Raw genomic sequence first — 22,841 nt, forward strand, 5'->3', positions numbered from 1 at the left:
CTTTCCATTAATCGTAATTATAGGGCAGCACATGTATAAGGAATATTTTGGCTTCGTTGAGATGCCATTTTCGATTGTACCAAATTCTCGCTACTTGTTTTTGAGTCAGCGCCATCAAGAAGCGATGCAGAACCTACAAGCCGGTTTAGGCGAGGGTGGGGGCTTTGCGATGCTTACTGGTGAGGTTGGTACAGGGAAAACAACGGTCGCTAAGGCGATGTTGTCTTCATTGGATAGTCATACTCAGGCTGGCCTTATACTTAACCCTACGTTTTCAAATACGGATTTACTTGAAGCTATCTGCGATGAGTTTGAAGTCGAGTACCCAGAACAGGCATCGTTGAAACAGCTCAGTCAGGCTATTCATTATTTTCTACTTGATAGCCATGCCGAAGGCATTCAAACCCTATTGGTAATAGATGAAGCTCAACATCTCGCTGCCGATGTGTTGGAGCAGCTACGCCTTCTAACAAACTTGGAAACCGACAGTCGCAAGTTGTTAAAAGTACTGTTGGTCGGCCAACCTGAATTACAACAGCACTTACAAACTACGCAACTGCGTCAGCTAGCGCAGCGCATTACCGGTCGTTATCACTTGCTGCCTCTTAATACCGAAGAAACGGGCAAGTACATCGCGTTTCGTTTGGAGACGGCGGGTGGCGAGCAGATGTTGTTTTCGAACCGTTCTATCAAGCTGATTGCTCAATATACGCATGGTATTCCAAGGCTCATTAACTTGGTGTGTGATAAAGCACTGCAGTTGGCTTTTCATGATGGTGAGCAGCTACCGAGCAATGAAACGGTTAACCGAGCATGTCAGCAGGTTATGTCCTTTCAGGCCGATGTCTATCACGTCGAGAAACCTCGAACTTCTCGTGCTGCGCCTAAGTTATTCCAATACGCAGGGATTGCGACGTTAAGCGTTGGTCTTGCAATAGCGACCTTTAACTTGGCTCCAAGCTATATCAATGCTTGGTTGCCTACGGATGCATCAAATGAAGCGAAGACGGAAGTGTTAGCACGTACTCAGCGTTCTTTGGTATCAGATGTTCCTAAGTTGGTTGCTGAGCCAAAACCTGCCAAGTTTGAATTGCCACAACACATTCAACAACATTTGATGCAGGGGACCAATCGTTCTCTTGCTATCAAAGACTTGTATACGCTGTGGGGATATCAATCTTCACTGCGTGATGGATTATGCTTAAGTGAGCCACAGAGTGTTTTTGTGTGTGAGCAGCAGCAAGCCAATTTGGATACATTGTTAGAACTCGGCGTGCCTGTGGTACTTAATCTCGACATAGACCAAAAGCCTGTGTTTGCTGTGCTGTATGGCGTGTCTGAGGATTCTGTAGAGTTACTGGTGAATGAAAAACTGTTGGTGATGCCGAAGCAATCCTTAGAGCAAATCTGGCAAGGCGATTATGTCGCTATTTGGAAACAGCCGCTGCGAGAGACCCTCAAAGAGGGCTATCAAGGTGAAGCGGTTGCTTTACTTGATCTACTGCTTTCTGAAGTATTAGGAGAGGTTGTTTCCGGTAGTGATGTATTTGATTATGAGTTAAAAATGAAAATCGAAGCATTTCAAACTTGGCAGGGTATGTCGGTTGATGGCATTGCAGGTAAGCGCACCTTGGCAAGATTGCAGAGATTAGCTCAACTCGATTCGCCTAAGTTGATGTCACTAGAAGGGGGCGAAAGCTAATGTCACGTATTATGCACGAACTTAAACACTCCTCTGGAAAACAGTCGTCTATTAATCAGCACTCTCTTAGCAAACCAAGCTTCAAAGGCTACCAGAATCATCATGTTCCTAATTCTGCAAAAGGGATGAGCAACAAACGAGGTTCATCGTTAGCGATGGGGCTACTCTTAATCTTGGTTCCTTCTTTGTTGGTGGGTGGCGTTCTGGCTTATCAATCGTATAGCCAACAACAAGAACCAGTGAACAAAGCTGCCAATGTCGCTCTGCCAGAATTAAAAACTGAATCAGACATTGAGCCTGAAATTGCTGATGCTGATATAGCAAGCATGGATGCCGTGTCTGAGGAAGAAGATGCATTGTTCGCTGTTCGTCCAGCACCGGCGAGCCAACCGTTGAAAGCGCTGCCAAGGCAAGAGATGTATGCACAGATTGATTCTGGTACTAATAGTGCAAACACCGCTGGTGGCTCAGCTGTGATCTTAGCGAATGCTGATAACAACACTCAAATGACAGCCAGTTCTGAATCGTCACCTATTCAACCAACCGTTCAGCCAGGCGCGAGCGATGAAACGACTGATCGGCAATCAAGCACTGATCAGCAAGCAAATAGTGACTTACAATCGGACAGTGACCTGCTGCAAGGGCTAGACCTCAGTGAGTTGCCCCCTGATTTAGCATTGAAACTTGAATCAATCATGGGTGAGCAACAAAGCGCTCCTGAGCCGATGGACTCTAGACCCGCAGGGCAAAGAGGCTCTCAGGTCATTGAGTTGGAAACGCACACCAATAGCTTATCAGGAGTCCTTCCTAAGTTAGACCTACAAACTCATATGTACTCGAGTAGCGAAACTAAGCGTTGGGTAAAAGTGAACGGTCAAGAAGTGGCGCAAGGAGATTGGATTGGACAAGACATTCAATTACTGGAGATTAAGCCACAATCGGTGATCATAGAGTTCAATCAGCAGAAGATAGAAATCCCAGCTCTTTACGAGTGGAAAGGCTAGCGAGCTCCAAAGGTATCTAGATAACAGACAAATAAAAAGGAGCACCTCGGTGCTCCTTTTTGATATTCGATACTGAATTTACTGTACCTGATACAAGCGTTAAGTCTACGCCCAACCGTTTGGTGATTTTCTGCGACGAGGCATGATGTGTGGCAGAACAAGGCCTAGAAGTAGACCAATACCCGCAACACCACCGCCGTACATGAAGTACTTCAATAGAAGGTCGTCTTTCTGAGTGTCTAGCTTAGCGCGTAGTTCACGGTTCTCTGTTTGAGAGCTCGTTAGCTGTTGGCTAATTTCACTGTAGTTCTGTTCTAGTTCAGCAATCTGCTTGTTACGAGAATCTAGAGAGCTTGCTAGGCCAGCTTTTTCGCTGTCAGCACTCTGACGAGCATTCGCTAGCTTACCCTTAACTTCCGTCAGCTCTTTCTCTAGCTTAGGCATACGCAGTGCCATGCTTTCTTGAGTGCTTACAAACTTGCTTTCAACCCAACCTTTACGGCCACGGTTGTCTTGAATTTGGGTGTAACCCGTACTCTTGTTAGTTTGTAGGAATGTAATCTTTTCACCAGCATCAACACTACCGATGATACGGAATGTGTTGTTTGGGCCAGAATGCATATAAGTAAATAGTTTGTCAGCAATATAACGTTCTTGTGCAAAGGCAGCTGGAGCCGCAAGCATTGCGAACAAAACTAAGCTAATCAGTTTTTTCACAGTAAATCCCTTAACGATTCAAATTGGGTAGGCGTATGAGTCAGCCTCAATCAGCAAATAATATTTAGTTTCTTTATGCGGTGCAACAAAGAAGGGAGGCAAAGCCTCCCTTTCTGTGCGTTTGAGTCAATAATGACATGGCATTTACATATCGCTACTGAAGCTCACACTGTTCTGACGCTAGTATTCACTAACGCAGTCGCGATTACATAGTAAACGCAGCTTGAATTCCGTAGAAGAACACAACAGCAAGTAGAGCACCTGCAGGCAGTGTCACAATCCAAGAAGCCACGATATTACGTACAACGCCTAAGTTTAGTGCTGCGATACCACGAGCAAAACCAACACCTAATACTGCACCAACTAGTGTCTGTGTAGTAGAGATTGGAAGGCCAGTACCTGAAGCTAGTACAACTGTACATGCAGTTGCAAGTTGTGCAGCAAAGCCACGGCTTGGTGTTAGTTCTGTAATACCAGTACCAACGGTTGCCATTACTTTATGACCCATTGTTGCAAGACCAACAACGATACCGAAACCACCTAGAGGAAGAATCCACCATGCGATAGTACTCTTACCTGTGATTTCACCCATGTGCTCAACGGTTGATACAACAGCAGACAGTGGACCAATCGCGTTCGCAACGTCGTTTGAACCGTGTGCAAATGCCATCGCACAAGCTGTGATAACCATTAGTACAGAGAAGATGCCTTCAACACCTGCAAAGCCGTGGTCTTCTTCGCGGTTAGCGAATTTCTTCTGGATGTATAGGTAACCGCCGATCATAACAAGCGCAGAAACGCCTGCAGCCCAAACCCATGCTTCAGTGTTGCTTAGGTGCAGACCAACGTGCTTAAGACCTTTCTTGATGGTTACAAGTGCAATTACCATTGTTGTAATGAACATGTATACCGGTACAAAGCGTTTCGCGTTAAATAGCGGGTTCTCTGTATCAAAAATCAGTCGTTGAGCACTTACAAATATGACGTAAGCGAAGAAGCCGGAAATAACGGGTGTGATAATCCAACTGCCCACAATACCTTGAACACTGTTCCAGTCTACAGCTTCAGTACCTACAGAAATACACGCAAAACCGATGATTGCACCGATGATTGAGTGAGTCGTAGAAACCGGCCAGCCCATGTAAGAAGCGAGAAGTAGCCATGTACCAGCAGCAAGAAGTGCCGACATCATGCCGTACACAAGTACATCTGGTTGATGAGCGAATAGAGACGTTTCGATAACACCTTTACGGATCGTGTCTGTTACTTCGCCGCCCGCAAGGTAAGCACCTGCGAATTCAAAGATCATTGCGATAATGATCGCTTGTTTAACGGTTAGAGCTTTAGAGCCTACTGAGGTGCCCATTGCGTTCGCAACGTCATTTGCACCAATACCAATAGCCATCAAGAAACCGAAAGCTGCTGCAACAATAATCAGGACAGTGCCGTAGTTAGCAAGGATATCCATCGTAATACCTAGTTGTTTGATAACAAGCGGAACAAATTTAGACGCAAAAAACCGCTCAGCGAGAGGAATACTCAGCGCATAAGTGGTTTGTTCAAAAAATGCTCTTCGTTATATGGTTAACGTATGATTTAAGATCGAGAAAGCATTACTTCAAGACGAGCGCCTACACGCTGTGCTTGATCTGCAATACCACCAACCCATTCAAGAATTTTGTATAAGAACATGATATCAACTGGATTCAGATCGCCTTCAATTGCCATTAGTTGTTGGCGTAGTTCGATCTGCATCGCATCCGTGTCATCTTCAATTACATCTAATTGATGAATCATTTCGGCAACGAGTGTTACTTCACGGCCTTTAAAGCCAGTCTCAAGTAATTCGTCTAATTCATTGATTACGTTTTGTGCTTGGTTCGCTGCATCTAGACAACGTTTAACGTAAGCGATGAAGTTTTCTTGCATCGGAGCAGGAATGACAAGTTGACGACCATATACACGGCCAGCAATGTCTTTCGCTAGGTTTGCGAGTTTGTCTTGTTGCGTTAATAGCTCCAACATATCGGTGCGATCAACTGGCATAAACAAACCACGAGGAAGTTTAAGGCGAATTTCACGTTTTAGTACGTCAGCTTCTTTCTCAAGGTGAGAAATTTGAGCTCGAATTTCTGATGCTTTTTCCCAGTCACCTTTTGAAGAAACTTCAAAGAAATTAACTAGGTGAGAACAACATTCGTTCACGCATACTACGTGACGCTGCAAAGGTTTAATTGGGGACTTTGCAAATAACCCCATAATTGTATTTACTGGCATGGTCATCCAACCTAATAAATAATAACCTTAAAACAACATACACCATATTCATGGTGAAATGTTAAGCGATGGCTACAAAGTCGCGCATGTTAACCTAATCAATCTCTCATTAAAACTGTTTTAGATCATCATAAGGGCGATATTTCTGACTTGCCGACTTTTCAAATTGGCAATATCCTGTCCCTATCTTCACAGAAAGGTATAACTATGGAAACCGAGATAGAACTGAAGTTTTTTGTTTCTCCTGAATTTTCAGAGACTTTACGCAATAAAATTGCTGAAACTAAAGTACTTCAGCACAGTTGTCGTGAGCTAGGTAACATCTACTTTGACACCGCTGACAACTGGCTACGTAAGCACGATACAGGCTTACGCATTCGACGCTTTGATGACGTATTTGTACAAACCGTAAAGACTGCTGGTCGTGTGGTTGCTGGCCTGCATCAAAGGCCTGAATACAATGCAGAACACGACAGCAACGAACCTAAGTTAGCCCTGCACCCAGAGGATATCTGGCCAGCGGGTAAAGACATCGAAACGTTGCAAGCCGAGCTGACTCCTCTGTTTTCTACCAACTTTACGCGTGAGCAATGGTTGATTGGTATGCCTGATGGTAGCCAAGTCGAGGTCGCATTCGATCAAGGCTTCGTTGAATCAGGCGACCTGCAAGAACCGATTTGCGAAGTCGAACTGGAACTTAAATCCGGTCAAACGGATGCGCTATTTACATTGTCTCGCCAATTCTGCGAACAAGGTGGCATGCGTTTGGGTAACCTAAGCAAAGCAGCTAAGGGTTACCGCCTTGCTCAAGGTTATCAAGGAGATGAAGTCACTCCTTTGACCTTAGTTGATACTGACAAAAGTGATACTGTTGAATCGTGTTTCATTCAATCTTTAGAGCATGCTCTCGCTCATTGGCACTATCACGAGCAGATTTTCACTGAGCGCCAATCGATTGAAGCGCTACATGAGATCAGCCACTCGCTGAGTTTTATTCGTCAAACCTTCACTATCTACGGTGGCATTGTCCCAAGACGCGCGAGTGCTATTTTACGTCAAGAGTTGAAGTGGCTTGAGCAAGAGCTCGACTGGCTGAAAAGCTATGATCACTTCGAAGACTTGCTGGAAGATAAAGGACACGTGCTGCGTAAACTCGATGCGCGTAAGTTCTTAGTCGCTGAGCTTAAAGAGATGCAAGAGCAACTGCCAGATCGTGAAGATCTGCTTACCTTGCTGAGCTCTGCTCGTTACACCGGTTTATTGTTAGATCTGAGCCGTTGGATTTTGTCTCGTGGCTGGCAGCCTTTCTTAGATGAGAAAGCGCGTGAACAAATGGGTCGTGGTATCGAATGGTTTTCTGTGCAGCAACTCGATCGCACATGGGCAGATTTGATGGAAGCTTTCCCGCCAGAGCGAGTGATGACCAGCCAAGCGTATATTGAGCAGCAATACCGTTTGATGCGTAATCTGTATTCTGGTGTTGGTTTCGCTAGTTTATATGATGACGCTGAGCGAAACAGTTTCCGCTTGCCATGGGCCGATATGGTGCAAGGCATTGATGACTTGCTGGCACTTAAAACATTAGAGCCTTTGACTGAGAAGTTGGAAGGCGATGAGAAGGTTCAGCTAGAGCGTTGGTTGGCTCGTCAAGAAGTGTCCATCCTGCATGCGATGGAACAGACACGCCAAATCAGTGTTGAGGTTGAGCCATACTGGCAAGACTAAACTCAATATCTGTATCAATAGAAATATGAATTTGAAAATAGGGCTCCGGCCCTATTTTTTTGTTTGTTGCTCAAGTTTTTCGAGTCGTTCGAGGATTTTCTGTTGCTGCTCGATGATCTTTTCAAGGTGTTTCTCTTTGTTTTCCGCTCGTTGATTCTCATGATGAGTCGGGGAGGTGATCAAAGAAGTAATCAAACCTGAAATCATACCAAACACACCCACACCGCAAATGATCACCAGAGAGGCGACTAACTTTCCTGAGCTCGTGACTGGATAATGGTCGCCATATCCTACCGTACTGATAGTAACGAAAGCCCACCATAAAGCATCTTGCCCAGTGGTGATGTTGGCATTGGGATCTTTGTGCTCTAACAGCAATATTGTTCCCGCCCCTATGGTCAGGAGAATGACCAGCAGCAATATAATTGAGGCGAGGGTGGTTTCTTTGCGATTGCGGAATAGCTCTCTGAAAACACGCTTCCCCGAGCGAAGCACAAGAATCATACGCAGGATCTGAAAAATGCGAGCGAAACGCAGTGGCTCGATCATTGGGATGCTGGCTAAGAAATCGATCCAGTGTACTTTGAGATATTCTTTTTTGTTTTGTGATCTGAATAGATCAATCGTGAGCTGAAAAAGAAAAACACTACAGATTATAAAATCGAGGCCGATAAGGACTTGTTTCGATTCTTTATCGATCGGTACGAACAATAAGCCTGAGATCACAAATAACGCTAAGAAAGAGAGAATCAGTGACAATAAGCTCATCGGCTTGGTGGCGTCTTTGGTATTATTCAACATTCATACGAGGCTCAAAATAAATCGCGAACTTTGACTGACATAGCCACCTCGCGGATATAGAAGCCATCAATATATAAGAATTAATGGAGAACTGACAATGACTAAACTGTCATTCAAGCCGTGGGAAAGGGTAATCTCTGACGTTCGTCTCGTTCCAAAAATGGTCATGCTGATGCTATTCAGCACTATCTTGATCATTTCGAAGCAGCTATGGGACGCAAGTACGTTTTACGATTCATTGTTTGCTGTAACCAACAATGCGCAAGTCGCACAACAGCATTACGAGACTTACCTTGTTCAAGTGGCTTGGCAAACAGCCTTGATGATCATTGTGTTTGTGGTTCTTCTGTTAGCAGCGGCGCGCGTTATGCTGCGCCAGACTCAATACCTTAATGACGCCATTAAAACCATGGCAGACAAGAACTTATCAGTACCGATTCAAATGGACTGTAAAGATGAATACGGTGATGTGGCACGCGAACTTGAAAAAACTCGCGTTCAACTGAATGACATGATCAAAACTCAGGTGGCCTCTTCTGATGAGCTATTTGCTCTGACGGAAGTGATGACCATCAGCATGTCTGAAACCAAAGATTCAGCTCAAGAAGAGTTCAACGAGATCGATCAGCTGGCAACAGCAATGAGTGAGATGACGTCTACTGTTCAAACTGTCGCTGAGCATGCGCAAAGCGCTTCGTCATTGACTGAGCAGGCATCAGGCCAAGCTCTTACTGGTCAGAAGTTCGTTCAAGGGTCAGTGTCTAAGATGAGTGAGCTATCTTCAGATATCGCAGCATCTGCAGCAGCAGTAAACCAAGTAGAAGAGCGCGTTGACTCAATTGGCAGTGTGGTTGGTACTATCCAAGGCATTTCAGAGCAGACAAACCTATTAGCATTGAACGCTGCGATTGAAGCGGCACGTGCCGGCGAAGCAGGCCGTGGTTTTGCGGTTGTTGCCGACGAGGTTCGTAACCTTGCGCAGCGTACTCAGCAAGCGACGGTAGAGATTCAAGACATGATCAGCCACCTACAAAGCAGTGCTAATTCTGCAGTAGAGCTGATGGAGAAGAGTGTTGTAGAAGCGGCTGAAGGCGTTGATCTGGTGACTAACGCGGGAAGTGAGCTTGACGGCATTGTAAGCCAAGTCAATCAAATCAATGATATGAACTTCCAGATCGCGACCGCTGCAGGTCAACAGAGCAGTGTTGCTGAAGAGATGAGCGTCAACCTGACTAATGTACGCGAGCTTGTTGAAGCTTCAGTAGTGGTGGTTGGTGAGCTGCTAGAGACCTCTCAGCTTATGGAAAGCAACGCACAAGAACTCGACGGTAAGATTAAGCAATTTAAGGTTTAGTCCTCAGCACCTAATCTTCATCGGTAAAGGCTTATTTCCAGAGACGGTTTCTCGGTTGTAAGCTCAACCAGATAAGTTAATCGATAAAACGCCCACATTGCTAATGTGGGCGTTTTTTATTGGCGTAACTTTGGTATAACTTATCTTTAGTTATGAAAACTCGTTATTGAAGAACTGAATCGATAAACCGATTGTTCGGCGCGCAGCTTATACAAGGAAGAAACATGCCATTGCCTTCTCAACTCATCACTCACTCCCAGTCTGCTTTTGAGCAATTATTAGAGCATCAAAGCGAAGCAATCAATACTTGGTCTGAGCCACTGACTGAAGATCTTAAACGTGTACTCGGTTTAAGCTGTTTTATTGGTGATTGCCTGCAGCGTGATACGGTTTTATCTGGTGATTTACCTGATATGTTGGCATGTGAAGAGCGTGCTGAAGGTTACCGAGAACGCTTGGCTGAATTACTTTCTGGTTGCACCGATGAAATGAGCGGTCAGCGCGTGCTGCGTCAATTCCGCAATCGAGAAATGACCTACATTGCTTGGCGTGATTTTATGGGGTCGTGGGAGCTAGAGCAGAGCCTAAATCATCTATCGATGTTGGCTGAGGCGATGATCTTCGAAACCTACCAATGGCAGTACGATATTTGTTGTAAAGAGTGGGGCACGCCTTGTAATGAACAAGGCGAAGCACAGCCGATGTTGATCATTGGTATGGGCAAGCTAGGGGGCGGTGAGCTTAACTTCTCTTCCGATATCGATCTGATCTTCACCTACCCAGAGAATGGTGAAACCCAAGGTGCAAGACGCAGCATTGCCAATGCGCAGTTCTTTACACGTCTTGGGCAACGTATTATTAAGGCGCTTGATCAGCAAACCTTTGATGGATTCTGTTATCGAGTCGACATGCGTCTGCGTCCATTCGGTGAGAGTGGTCCACTGGTCATGAGTTACGCTGCGCTAGAAGATTACTATCAAGAACAAGGTCGCGATTGGGAACGCTACGCCATGGTTAAAGCGCGTGTGATGGGCAGTGAGATGTACCCTGAATATCAAGAGCTTCGCCAAATGCTACGCCCGTTTGTGTTCCGTCGTTATATTGATTTTAGTGCGATTCAATCTCTGCGCCGAATGAAGTCCATGATCAGCAGCGAAGTGCGTCGTCGTGGTCTCTCGAACAACATCAAGCTTGGCTCTGGTGGTATTCGTGAAGTTGAGTTTATCGCACAAGTCTTCCAATTGATTCGTGGTGGTCGTGAACCAAGCCTCCGTGGTCGAGGTTTGCTGGAAACCCTAACGGCTATCGAGTCACTGCATTTACTCGAAACAGAAGAGGTGGGTCACCTACGTGATGCTTACTTATTTTTACGTCGTCTTGAAAACCTACTGCAAGCGATGGCTGATAAACAAACTCAAACCTTGCCTGATGGGGAGTTCGAACAACTGCAGCTTGCGGTTGCCATGCAATTTTCCGATTGGGATAGCTTGATTGCGGCAACTCGTGCTCATATGGCGAATGTACATACCGTGTTCGAAGACCTAATTGGCGTTGATGAAGATGACGCTAATCCGATCGCGAGTCACTTTAGTGAACTGTGGGATATGGCCCATAAACCAGACGTGATTGAACATGTACTGGAGCATGATATTGCAGTCGCGAGCCCACCAGAAGCGGCGAAAACGATCATTCAGTTTAAAGCTGATCTAGCTAAGAAAACTCTTGGCCCACGTGGGCGAGAAGTCCTCAATCGACTGATGCCGAAAGTGTTTCAAGCGCTGTACACCGCTAAGGATGCCGAGTTTGGCTTGTCGCGAGTACTGCATCTGCTGCATAAAATTGTTACGCGTACCACTTACCTTGAACTACTAGATGAACACCCTGCCGCGTTGACTCAGTTAGTTCGTTTATGTACGGCAAGCCCGATGATTTCGGAGCAGTTGGGTCGTTATCCAATTCTGTTAGATGAACTCATCGACCCTCAGCAACTCTACAATCCAGTGCCTTTAGAGTCTTATAAGACCGAGCTGCGTGATTACCTTGCTCGCATCCCTGAAGATGATATGGAGCAACAGATGGAAGGCCTGCGTCAGTTTAAGCAGACCTGTATCTTGAGAATTGCAGCCGCGGATATTGCGGGTGCTTTACCGGTCATGAAGGTCAGTGATCATTTGACCTACTTAGCAGAAGCCATTGTGGAGGCGGGGGTCAATCAAGCTTGGTTACAAGTATCCGCCAAGTTTGGTGAACCTACCCATGTCAAAGATCGCGAAGGTCGCGGTTTTGCTGTCGTTGGTTATGGCAAAGTCGGCGGTTGGGAACTTGGTTATAACTCCGATCTCGATATTGTGTTCATGCACGACTGCCCGGTACACATCTATACTGACGGTAAGAAAGAGATCGATGGACGCCAATTCTACTTGAGATTAGCGCAACGTATTATTCATATTTTCTCGACCAGAACCGCTTCTGGGATTCTATACGAAGTCGACACTCGCTTACGCCCTTCTGGTGCATCTGGCCTATTGGTGAGTCCAACCGATGCCTTTGACGCGTACCAGCACAATGACGCGTGGACATGGGAGCACCAAGCCTTGACTCGCGCTCGTATGATTTATGGTGATGAGTTATTGGCTTCGGCATTTAACAAAACGCGTCATGAGGTTTTGTGTTTGGCGCGTGATGAGGCAACACTCAAAAAGTCCGTTGTGGATATGCGTGAAAAAATGCGCGGCCATTTAGGGGGCAAAAAGGCTGATCGATTCATGCTCAAACAAGATGCTGGTGGTATTACCGATATTGAATTCTTGGCGCAATATTTAGTCCTTCGATACAGTAATGAGAAGCCAAAGCTTACTCGTTGGTGTGACAATGTACGAATCTTCGAAAGCTTGTTGTCACAAGGGATTATGGACGAGCAGCAAGGCATGGCATTAACTCATGCTTATACAACGTTAAGAGATGAAATCCACCACCGTAATCTACTCAATCTTGATGCGGATGTGGCGATTGAAAAGTTTGAAATGGAAAGAGAACATGTTGTTCAAGCATGGAAGCAGTGGATGGAAGCATAATCCAGTCACACAGTAGTGACGGATGTGTCTATCTTCATAGGCATTTACTCATTTATCTATAGTTTAGCCTCTGTAATCAGTGTGCTAGACTCTAGCCAGATTCGATTTTTGGAGAGCCATAATGAAACCAATTCTACCTGACTACAGCCAATCAGGCGTTCTTGTTGTCGGTGACGTAATGCTTGACCGTTACTGGTATGGTCCAACTGGCCGTATTTCACCAGAAGCACCTGTACCCGTTGTTAAAGTAGAAAATAACGAAGAGCGTCCTGGTGGTGCAGCCAACGTAGCAATGAATATTGCTTCTCTTGGTGGCCATGCTCATATCGTTGGTTTGACTGGAAAAGATGAGCCAGCTGAGGTGTTAAAAAATACCTTAGGCGCACTAAAGGTTAAATGTGATTTCGTTGAGTTAGAAGATTACCCAACCATTACTAAACTGCGAGTGATGAGCCGTGGTCAGCAGCTAATTCGCCTTGATTTTGAAGACAAATTTGAGAATACGGATCCTGAGCTTGTTTTGTCTCGCATGGAACAAGCGCTTCCTAATGTACGTTCGGTAATTCTATCTGATTACGCAAAAGGTGCCTTGGAGCATGTGCAAAGTTTTATTCAAAAAGCACGTGCGGCAAAGGTTCCGGTATTCATTGACCCGAAAGGCGCAGACTTTGAGCGTTACCGTGGTGCGACTTTGCTTACGCCAAATATGGCTGAGTTCGAGCTGGTTGCGGGCAAAGTAAAATCTGAAGAAGAAATGATCGAAAAAGGACTCGCGTTAATCGAAGAGTTTGATTTCGAAGCTTTGTTGGTAACGCGCAGCGAACATGGTATGACTTTGCTTCGCAAAGGTTTGGAACCATTCCACTTGCCGACTCAAGCGAAAGAAGTGTATGACGTGACGGGTGCGGGTGATACGGTTATCTCGGTACTGGCGGCTTCTGTTGCTGCTGGCAAACCACTGGATGAGGCGTGTGCACTGGCGAACGCTGCTGCGGGTGTGGTAGTAGGTAAGCTTGGTACATCTACACTGTCTACGATTGAGTTAGCGGAAGCGATTCACGGTAGCCAAGACACAGACTACGGTGTTATCTCTGAAGCGGCACTGGTTGAAGCGGTGAAGCGTGCTCGTGCGAAAGGCGAGAAGGTGGTTATGACCAATGGCTGCTTTGATATTCTGCATGCTGGTCATGTTTCTTACATGAATCACGCGGCTGAGCTGGGCGATCGTTTGATCGTTGCGGTGAATACGGACGAATCAGTGAAACGCTTGAAAGGCCCTGGTCGCCCTGTGAACCCTACTGATCGTCGTATGGCGGTATTGGCTGGCTTAGGTGCGGTTGATTGGGTTGTACCATTCTCTGAAGATACACCTCAACGTTTAATCTCTGAGGTACTGCCAAGCATTCTTGTGAAAGGTGGTGATTACAAACCTGAAGAGATCGCTGGTGGTGCGGAAGTGATTGCAGCTGGTGGTGAAGTGAAAGTACTTAACTTTGAAGATGGTTGCTCTACCACTGAAATCATTAAAGCGATTAAAGGTGGCCGAGGCTAAATTTTAGCGCTCAATACCAATATTTGATAGATAATAAAAATGCCGCTCAATGAGCGGCATTTTTGTAACGGTAACTTGAGTAATTAAGAATTACTTACTTGCTACTTTTAGACCTGAGTCGATATCAACAATGTCTTGTTCGCTTAGCGTACCAATGGCTTGGCGAAGCTGAAGTACACTTAGGATGTAGTTGTAACGAGCATCTGAAAGGTTTTTGTTCGCATCGTATAGACGACGAGTCGAATCTAGCACGTCAACGATAGTACGAGTACCTACATCAAAACCTGCTTCTGTTGCTTCTAGAGCAGACTGAGCAGACACTACAGATTGTTCGTAAGCGCGTAGAGCACCAATTGAAGCACTGATGTTGTTGTTGAATGCACGTACGTCTTTTACAACGCTACGGTAAGTCGCTTCTAGATCTTCACTTGCTGCAACGTAGTTGTATTCAGCCTGTTTAGTTAAAGAAGTTGTGCTACCACCCGTGTATAGAGGCACAATTAGGTTAACCCCAACATTGAAATCGTTGTAGTCCCCTTTCGAGCCGTTATTGTCATTACTTTCGTCGCCATAGTTATAGCCACCATCAAGAGTCAAGCTAGGTAAGTGGCCTGAGCTTGCCAGCGAAATGTCATCTTTTGCTATGTCTTGAAGAATACGAGCAGCCAATAAGCTAAGGTTCTTTTCTTCAGCTTGAGCAACAAGTGCTGTTGCAGACTCTGAAGACTTGCTCGCTGAGAAACGGTCAGTATCTAGGATGCTTAGGTTAGAGTGTTCCTGACCTGTAATCTCACGTAGACCTTCGTAGCTGTTAGTCAGATCGTTCTCTGCTAATACTTCATCAGCTAAAACGCCATCGTACTGAGCTTGTGCATCATGTACATCGGTGATTGCTGAAAGACCTACTTCAAAACGCTGCTTAGTTTGCTCAAGCTGACGAGCAACCGCTGCTTTCTCTGCACGAACAAATTCCAGGTTGTCTTGAGCTCGAAGTACGTCAAAGTAAGCTGTTGCTGTACGCAGAATCAACGCTTGTTGTTCTGCCGCGTAAGCTGAATCAAATTGACGAGCAGTCTTCTCTGCCGTATCTAGTGTGATCCAAGAAGAACGTTTGTATAGTTCTTGAGAGAAGCTAATACCGGCTGTCAATTTGTCACTTTCACGACCGTCAATGTCACTGCGGTTAATGTTGTATCCCGCTGTTAAATTAATCTCTGGTAACAAAGAGCTACGGCTTGACGTTACTGCTTCAAAAGCGGCATCGCGCTGCGCTGCTGAACGAAGAAGTTGTGGATCGTTCTGTTTTGCTTGGTCGTAAACTTCAGCTAGCGTATCAGCAAAAGCTGACGAACTCAGGCTGCCAATTGCTGCACTGATAAATAGTGGAAGCAGTTTTTTCATTTTCCTATTCCTGCCTTTTATGGAATTTTCTTTAGAAGAGTTTAACCCAGTTTGGTGGTAATTTACTCGAAACTTTGCACTTTTTTACAGTTAACTGTCCACTTGTGCAATATTTATTTTTTAAAACTTAACTTTAATTATAAATTTTATATAAAAAGTTGAACCTTATCCTTGGTAGTTAACTCGGACAATGAGTAAACTATAAAGATCACTTAGTGAGGTACCAAATGCAACAGTATGACAATCAACGACATGAGTTTACTCCGCAAGATGTGGAAATAGTCTCAAAAGAGACGCTGTTTCGTGGTTTTTTCAAAATGGTTAAGTACACATTTAAACATAGACTGTTTGAGGGCGGCTGGAGCCAACCAATAGAGCGTGAGATGTTTGAGCGTGGACATGCTGCCGCTTTGCTACCTTATGATCCTGTGCGTGATGAAGTGGTGATCGTAGAACAGATCCGTGTCGGTGCCCTAGAGCATGAGAACCCATGGCAATACGAAATTGTTGCTGGGATCATTGATACCGATGAATCACCACAAGATGTCGCTCGTCGTGAGGCGATGGAAGAAGCCGGAGTCGAAGTCGGATCTGTGTTGCCTATTACTTCGTATTACCCTTCATCCGGCGGTTGTTCAGAAAAGCTCGATGTCTTTGTTGGCTCGGTTGATGCAACAACAGCCAAAGGGGTGCACGGATTGGACTACGAAGGTGAAGACATTCGTGTACAAGTGATGAGTCGCGAAGCTGCTTATCAGTTGGTAAAAGATGGTGTATTTGAAAATGGAGCCACGATCATTGCGCTACAGTGGCTACAATTGAACTACCAAGAATTACAGTCAGAGTGGATAGATTAACGTCATGCCAAATATCGCGGTCAAAAAACCGTACCATGTTGATCTTGCTGAATTGATGCGAGTTTACGAGACTAACTATGCCAAACTGAACGCTTTGTTACCGGTTGGGCATGAGGTTGGTGATGTTCGCTGTTACCAAGCCGTTAATATGGTGTATCAATTGACAGTGAATGAGGTCACAAAATACACCACATTAATAGATATATGTCAGAGTGACGCGATGCCAGTGTTTCCTTTGCCAAAAATGTCTGTCAGGCTATATCACGACGCTCGAGTTGCAGAAGTGTGCGCTAGCGGGGATTTTTCGCGAGTCAAAGCGAAATATGACTATCCCAACACTAAGCTTCTGCAAAAGGACGAGAAATTTCAATTGAATAAATTTCTTGGGGAATGGTTAACGTTTTGTTTAAAAACTGGTATCAGCCGAACCCCAATTGCCTTTTAATTGAGCCTATTTATCAACACTTTTAAAGTCTAAACAGTAACGTATCTGGATTTGTTATTTTGGAATTATCACACACTTCAAAATTTGATGAGAGCACTATTAAGCTGGTGCAGCTAACGGACACGCATTTATTTGCGCCGAGCCATGGCAGCTTATTAAGCATCAACACTCAAGATAGCTTTCGTGCTGTAGTCGATGGCATTGTTAGTCAGGGCTTTGACTATCAAGCGATTTTAGCAACCGGTGATATCTCTCAAGATCACAGTGCTGAGTCGTACCAGAAATTTGAGTCAGGGATTCAACCTTTGGAAAAGCCATGCTATTGGCTGCCAGGGAACCATGACTTTAAGCCTAATATGGGCAGTGTTTTACCATCACCACAAATACAGTGTGTTGAGCATGTCTTGCTAGGCGATAACTGGCAGATGGTGATGCTAGACTCGCAGGTGGTTGGTGTGCCTCATGGTCGCCTCAGCGATCAACAGCTTGATCTGTTAGAACAAAAGCTGACGGAGTTCCCTGAACGGAATACCTTGGTTCTATTGCACCACCATCCATTGTTGGTTGGCAGCGCATGGTTGGATCAACATAACCTAAAAGACGCCGATCAATTTTGGGATGTGGTTCAACAGCACACCAATGTTAAAGCGGTACTTTGTGGTCATGTTCATCAAGACATGAACCGAGATCATCATGGTGTACAAGTCATGGCAACCCCATCGACTTGTGTGCAATTCAAACCTAACTCAGATGACTTCGCGGTCGATACTTTGTCTCCGGGTTGGAGAGAGATTGAATTACATCAAGACGGAACGGTCAGCACGCAAGTTCGTCGTCTGCCTCATGGGCAGTTCTTGCCTGATTTTAAGGCTGCTGGTTACTAATGCCAGGCTCTGATCAGCAAGCTAATAAGCCATCACTGCTTCTCTATATTCATGGGTTTAACAGTTCATCACGTTCTCATAAAGCGAACGTAATGGCAGATTACTGTGCGGAGCATCGCGCTGATATTAAAGTTGTAACCCCTCAACTGCCGAGTTTCCCTCAGCAAGCGGCACTCCATTTGCAGCAGCTGGTGGAGCAATATAAAGAGCAATATCAAATAGCGTTGGTCGGTAGCTCGCTGGGTGGTTATCTTTCAACATGGCTGAATAGCCACTATGGTTTTAAAGCGGTGGTTGTAAACCCAGCAGTGAAGCCGTATGAGCTTCTTGCTGACTATTTAGGTGAACAAGTAAACCCATACACAGATGAACGGTATGTACTGGAAACAAAACATATTGATGAACTGAAGGCGTTAGAGGTTTCGGCGATCGCTAAGCCGAGCGACTTCTGGTTACTTCAGCAAACGGAAGACGAAGTTCTGGATTACCGACAAGCGGTAGAGAAGTACCAAGGTGCAACACAGACAGTAGAAGAGGGCGGGGATCATAGCTTTGTTGATTTTGAACGCTACCCACAACAAATCATCACTTTTCTAAATCTTTAATCTGTTCCACCAACCAAGTGATTTTCTCTTGTTTGCCTGTTATTTCATCTATCAATGGTGAAATATCATAGTTTGATGTCTTAGTTTTTGAACTAGCTTGACATCATTACTCAGCTTCCAGACTATATTCCCCAATACTTCGCTCGTTCGCTCTACTATGACGGTTCATAGTAATGATTCTGCTTTAGTGAAACTGGAGCTAGCGAACTGACGCAAACTTTTTGAGTAAACTCCGTATTATGACTGAACAATATAATGCAAAAGACCTCGAGGTACTTGAAGGTCTCGATCCTGTGCGACACCGCCCGGGAATGTATACCGAGACAGAAAGACCTAACCACCTTGCCCAAGAAGTCATTGATAACTCGGTCGATGAAGCACTAGCGGGACACGCTAAGAAGATCAAAGTGGTACTTCATGCAGACCAATCGTTAGAAGTTACCGATGACGGCCGTGGTATGCCTGTCGATATTCACCCTGAAAAAGGGATCTCAGGTGTTGAGCTGATTTTAACTAAGCTCCACTCTGGCGGTAAATTCTCGAATAACAACTACAAGTTCTCTGGTGGTCTGCACGGTGTAGGTATCTCGGTCGTAAACGCGCTGTCAAAACGTGTTGAAGTGACCGTACGCCGAGAAGGTCAGGTTCACGAGATCGCTCTTGAAGGCGGTCATGCCGTAACAGAACTTACTGTAACGGGCACTTGTGGTCATCGTAACAGCGGTACATCAGTACATTTCTGGCCTGATCCTAAGTACTTCGATAGCCCTAAATTTTCGACACTTCGTCTGATTAACAATCTACGTGCAAAAGCAGTGCTTTGCCCAGGTTTAGAAATTACCTTTATCGACAAAGTCGGTGGCGAAGAGCATAAATGGTTCTATGAAGATGGTCTAAAAGACTACCTTGCCGAAGGCGTGAAAGGTTACACCTTACTTCCTGAAGAACCGTATGTTGGCGAATTCGTTGCTGAAACAGAAATGGCAAACTGGGCGATCATCTGGCAGCCAGAAGGCGGCGACATGATCACCGAAAGTTACGTGAACTTAGTACCGACTAAACAAGGTGGTACACACGTAAACGGTCTTCGCCAAGGTCTTCTTGATGCAATGCGTGAGTTCTGTGAATTCCGTAACCTTCTGCCGCGTGGCGTTAAGTTAACGGGTGACGATATTTTCGATCGCTGTTCGTACGTACTGTCGGTGAAGATGCAAGATCCGCAGTTTGCTGGTCAAACAAAAGAGCGCTTGTCTTCTCGTCAAACTGCTGCGTTTGTTTCTGGTGTGGTAAAAGATGCGTTTAGCCTGTGGTTGAACGAAAAGCCACAACTGGCAGAACAGCTAGCAGAAGCTTGTATTGCGAATGCCCACCGCCGTATGCGCGCAAGCAAAAAGGTTGTGCGTAAGAAAATCGCTTCAGGCCCAGCACTGCCGGGTAAGCTAACGGATTGTTCAGTTCAAGACTTAAGCCGTACCGAAATCTTCTTCGTGGAAGGGGACTCGGCGGGTGGTTCTGCTAAACAAGCACGTGATCGTGAGTTCCAAGCAGTGATGCCACTTCGCGGTAAGATCCTAAATACATGGGAAGTCTCAGCAGACCAAGTATTGGCCTCGCAAGAAGTGCATGACATCTCGGTAGCTCTGGGTATCGACCCAGATAACGATGATTTATCAGGCCTGCGTTACGGTAAGATCTGTATCCTTGCCGATGCGGACTCGGATGGTCTTCATATCGCGACACTGCTATGTGCTTTGTTTACTCGCCATTTCCATGCATTGGTTGAAGCGGGTCATATCTATGTGGCAATGCCTCCTCTGTATCGTATCGATTGCGGTAAAGAAGTGTTCTACGCACTTGATGACGCAGAGAAAGACGGTGTGCTTGAGCGACTATCGCAGAAGAAAGCCAAGATCAACGTGCAACGATTCAAAGGTCTGGGTGAAATGAATCCACTTCAGTTGCGTGAAACCACCATGGATCCAAACACTCGTCGTCTTGTGCAGTTAACGATTGATGACAGCGAAGCGACCAACGAGATGATGGACATGCTGCTTGGTAAGAAACGTGCAGATGATCGCCGTACATGGCTACAGACTAACGGTGATATGGCCGAGGTATAATGGATGTCTAACGAAATTACATATGATGGCGTTGAACAGCTGCCAATGCGCAAGTTCACCGAAGATGCCTACTTAAATTACTCGATGTACGTGATCATGGATCGTGCATTGCCGTATATCGGTGATGGCTTGAAGCCAGTACAGCGTCGTATTATCTACGCGATGTCTGAGCTGGGCTTATCGGCTGCATCGAAATACAAAAAATCAGCACGTACCGTTGGTGACGTATTAGGTAAGTATCACCCACACGGTGACTCTGCTTGTTACGAAGCGATGGTATTGATGGCGCAGCCTTTCTCTTACCGTTACCCATTGGTCGATGGTCAAGGTAACTGGGGTGCTCCGGATGACCCGAAATCGTTCGCTGCGATGCGTTATACCGAAGCGAAATTATCTAAGTTTGCTGAGGTTCTTCTAGGTGAACTAGGTCAAGGTACTGTTGACTGGCAACCAAACTTTGATGGCACCATGAAAGAGCCTCAAATGTTGCCTGCCCGTCTGCCTCATATCCTGCTTAACGGTATCACTGGTATCGCGGTAGGTATGGCGACAGATATTCCACCACACAACGTGCGTGAAGTCGCTAATGCAGCCATTCACCTAATTGATACGCCGAAGTCTGAGCTTTCAGATGTGATGGGTTTCATTCAAGGTCCGGATTACCCGACAGAAGCTGAGATTATCTCTCCGAAATCGGACATCGAAAAGATCTACCGTACTGGACGTGGCAGCATCAAGATGCGCGCGGTTTGGCACAAGGAAGGCTCTGATATTGTTATCACGGCTTTACCTCATCAAGTGTCAGGTGCGAAGTTACTAGAACAAATCGCCAACCAGATGCGCGCTAAGAAGCTGCCAATGGTTGACGACTTGCGTGATGAATCTGATCACGAGAACCCAACGCGTATTGTTGTCGTTCCTCGTTCAAATCGTATCGACTGTGACCAATTGATGAGTCACTTGTTCGCGTCTACAGACCTAGAGAAAAACTTCCGCGTTAACTTGAACATGATTGGTTTAGATAACCGTCCTCAAGTGAAAGGCTTAGTTCAAATCCTGAAAGAGTGGATTGAGTTCCGTCGCACAACGGTTCGCCGTCGTTTGCAGTACCGTTTAGATAAAGTACTAGCACGTTTGCACATCTTAGAAGGTTTGCTTGCTGCTTATCTTAATATCGATGAAGTGATTGAGATCATTCGTACAGAAGACGAACCATGTCCTGTGCTAATGAGCCGTTTCAACATTTCTGAAATTCAAGCCAATGCGATTCTTGATATTAAACTTCGTAACTTAGCTAAGTTAGAAGAGTTTAAGATTCGAGCTGAGCAAGAAGAGCTTGAAGCTGAACGTGAAAAGCTTGAAAAGCTACTCGGTTCAGAGCGTCGCTTGAATACGCTGATCAAGAAAGAAATCCAAGCAGATGCGGATAAATACGGCGATGATCGTCGTTCACCTCTGATTGAGCGTGCTGAAGCGAAAGCGCTAACAGAGCGCGACTTAGTACCAAGCGAACCAATCACGGTTGTGTTGTCTGAGAAAGGTTGGATTCGTCATGCCAAAGGGCATGAAGTGGACGCTGAAGGCTTGAACTACAAATCGGGTGATAAGTTCTTAGCGAGTGCTAAGGGTAAGAGTAACCAGCAAGCGGTGTTCCTCGGCAGTGATGGCCGAAGCTACTCCCTTGAGTCACATTCACTACCGTCGGCGCGAAGCCAAGGTGAGCCCATTACAGGCCGCTTGAACGTCAGCCCGGGTACTTCTATTCGCCAAGTGGTGATGGGAGAGAATGAACAATTATGGTTAGTCGGTTCTGATGCAGGTTATGGCTTTGTTTGTAAGGGCAGCGATCTGCTGTCTAAGAACAAGAGCGGTAAAGCCTTGGTTAACTTGCCACAAGCTTCTGAAGTGATGATGCCAAGCCCTATTGCTGACTTGGACAGTAACCAGATCCTGGCGATTACTAACCAAGGCCGTATGTTGTTGTTCCCGATTAAAGATCTACCTCAGCTGAGCAAAGGTAAAGGCAACAAGATCATCAACATCCCTTCTGCGAAAGCAAAAGAGCGTGAAGAGTTTGTCTCGCATCTTATGGCTATCCCAGAGAATGCGACGCTGACTATTTACGCCGGTAAACGTAAGCTTGGCTTGAAACCTGCGGATCTTGAAAACTTCCGAGGTGAGCGTGGTCGTCGTGGCGGCTTACTGCCTAGAGGACTACAGCGAGTGACGCGCATCGATATCGATGAACCTAGCGACGCTTAGTCTTATAGTTAGTTTTGATTGAGCTTATAATTCGCTTTGATCGATAAAAGAAAACCCAGCT

At 45.6% G+C, this 22,841-nt stretch carries 17 protein-coding genes; 12 read left to right on the top strand and 5 right to left on the bottom strand.

The features are described 5' to 3' along the window. Positions 1-31: 31 nt before the first annotated feature. Complete coding sequence (locus tag MSG34_RS17450) at positions 32-1,702, top strand: ExeA family protein (protein WP_248338797.1); 1,671 nt, start codon at positions 32-34, stop codon at positions 1,700-1,702. Continuing rightward, a complete protein-coding gene (locus MSG34_RS17455; protein WP_248338799.1) occupies positions 1,702-2,706 on the top strand; it encodes a general secretion pathway protein GspB in 1,005 nt (334 codons plus the stop codon). The genes MSG34_RS17450 and MSG34_RS17455 overlap by 1 nt, the downstream gene beginning before the upstream one ends. Positions 2,707-2,811: 105 nt before the next feature. On the opposite strand, the gene MSG34_RS17460 is transcribed toward MSG34_RS17455, so the two are convergent. The 3 genes from MSG34_RS17460 to MSG34_RS17470 form a co-directional block, all read right to left on the bottom strand. After that, entirely contained in the window at positions 2,812-3,423 is a 612-nt protein-coding gene (locus tag MSG34_RS17460) for a TIGR04211 family SH3 domain-containing protein (protein WP_048614910.1), read from the bottom strand. A 205-nt stretch (positions 3,424-3,628) separates the two neighbouring features. Then, positions 3,629-4,891 carry an inorganic phosphate transporter gene (locus MSG34_RS17465; RefSeq protein WP_017061418.1) on the bottom strand — a complete coding sequence of 421 codons (1,263 nt, stop codon included), beginning with the start codon at positions 4,889-4,891 and terminating at the stop codon, positions 3,629-3,631. A 128-nt stretch (positions 4,892-5,019) separates the two neighbouring features. Beyond that, the gene (locus tag MSG34_RS17470; RefSeq protein ID WP_010434644.1) at positions 5,020-5,700 is read right to left on the bottom strand and encodes a TIGR00153 family protein; all 681 of its coding nucleotides are present in this window, start codon (positions 5,698-5,700) and stop codon (positions 5,020-5,022) included. A 207-nt stretch (positions 5,701-5,907) separates the two neighbouring features. On the opposite strand from MSG34_RS17470, the gene MSG34_RS17475 reads away from it, so the two are divergent. After that, positions 5,908-7,425 (top strand): inorganic triphosphatase, encoded by a 1,518-nt coding sequence (locus tag MSG34_RS17475; RefSeq protein WP_017102953.1) that lies wholly within the window; start codon positions 5,908-5,910, stop codon positions 7,423-7,425. Between the two features lie 51 nt (positions 7,426-7,476). Here the strand turns inward: MSG34_RS17475 and MSG34_RS17480 are convergent, their stop codons facing one another. Beyond that, a complete protein-coding gene (locus tag MSG34_RS17480; RefSeq protein ID WP_248338801.1) occupies positions 7,477-8,226 on the bottom strand; it encodes a potassium channel family protein in 750 nt (249 codons plus the stop codon). Positions 8,227-8,323: 97 nt separating this feature from the next. Here MSG34_RS17480 and MSG34_RS17485 point away from each other — a divergent pair, with 97 nt between their 5' ends. From MSG34_RS17485 to hldE, 3 genes are all read left to right on the top strand, one after another. Continuing rightward, positions 8,324-9,580 (top strand): methyl-accepting chemotaxis protein, encoded by a 1,257-nt coding sequence (locus tag MSG34_RS17485; protein ID WP_248338803.1) that lies wholly within the window; start codon positions 8,324-8,326, stop codon positions 9,578-9,580. Between the two features lie 224 nt (positions 9,581-9,804). Then, positions 9,805-12,654 carry a bifunctional [glutamate--ammonia ligase]-adenylyl-L-tyrosine phosphorylase/[glutamate--ammonia-ligase] adenylyltransferase gene (glnE, locus tag MSG34_RS17490; protein ID WP_248338806.1) on the top strand — a complete coding sequence of 950 codons (2,850 nt, stop codon included), beginning with the start codon at positions 9,805-9,807 and terminating at the stop codon, positions 12,652-12,654. Positions 12,655-12,775: 121 nt separating this feature from the next. Further along, a complete protein-coding gene (hldE, locus tag MSG34_RS17495) occupies positions 12,776-14,206 on the top strand; it encodes a bifunctional D-glycero-beta-D-manno-heptose-7-phosphate kinase/D-glycero-beta-D-manno-heptose 1-phosphate adenylyltransferase HldE (protein ID WP_017061423.1) in 1,431 nt (476 codons plus the stop codon). Positions 14,207-14,296: 90 nt separating this feature from the next. Here hldE and tolC read toward each other — a convergent pair whose 3' ends face one another. Then, a complete protein-coding gene (gene tolC / locus MSG34_RS17500) occupies positions 14,297-15,607 on the bottom strand; it encodes an outer membrane channel protein TolC (protein ID WP_243584037.1) in 1,311 nt (436 codons plus the stop codon). 227 nt (positions 15,608-15,834) lie between these two features. Here tolC and nudF point away from each other — a divergent pair, with 227 nt between their 5' ends. From nudF to parC, 6 genes are all read left to right on the top strand, one after another. Continuing rightward, positions 15,835-16,464, top strand: coding sequence for an ADP-ribose diphosphatase (gene nudF / locus MSG34_RS17505; protein WP_102455353.1), 630 nt, complete (start codon positions 15,835-15,837; stop codon positions 16,462-16,464). 4 nt (positions 16,465-16,468) lie between these two features. Continuing rightward, the gene (locus tag MSG34_RS17510; RefSeq protein WP_008222561.1) at positions 16,469-16,909 is read left to right on the top strand and encodes a DUF1249 family protein; all 441 of its coding nucleotides are present in this window, start codon (positions 16,469-16,471) and stop codon (positions 16,907-16,909) included. A 59-nt stretch (positions 16,910-16,968) separates the two neighbouring features. Further along, positions 16,969-17,793 (top strand): 3',5'-cyclic-AMP phosphodiesterase, encoded by an 825-nt coding sequence (gene cpdA / locus MSG34_RS17515; protein WP_248338808.1) that lies wholly within the window; start codon positions 16,969-16,971, stop codon positions 17,791-17,793. Then, positions 17,793-18,398, top strand: coding sequence for an esterase YqiA (yqiA, locus tag MSG34_RS17520; RefSeq protein ID WP_019824174.1), 606 nt, complete (start codon positions 17,793-17,795; stop codon positions 18,396-18,398). The genes cpdA and yqiA overlap by 1 nt, the downstream gene beginning before the upstream one ends. A 239-nt stretch (positions 18,399-18,637) precedes the next feature. After that, positions 18,638-20,518 carry a DNA topoisomerase IV subunit B gene (parE, locus tag MSG34_RS17525; RefSeq protein ID WP_017061428.1) on the top strand — a complete coding sequence of 627 codons (1,881 nt, stop codon included), beginning with the start codon at positions 18,638-18,640 and terminating at the stop codon, positions 20,516-20,518. Between the two features lie 3 nt (positions 20,519-20,521). Further along, positions 20,522-22,780 carry a DNA topoisomerase IV subunit A gene (gene parC / locus MSG34_RS17530; protein ID WP_048614926.1) on the top strand — a complete coding sequence of 753 codons (2,259 nt, stop codon included), beginning with the start codon at positions 20,522-20,524 and terminating at the stop codon, positions 22,778-22,780. Positions 22,781-22,841: the final 61 nt, after the last annotated feature.

This window comes from Vibrio sp. 1CM2L (genome assembly GCF_023161695.1).
In the GTDB taxonomy this organism is placed as follows: domain Bacteria; phylum Pseudomonadota; class Gammaproteobacteria; order Enterobacterales; family Vibrionaceae; genus Vibrio; species Vibrio coralliirubri.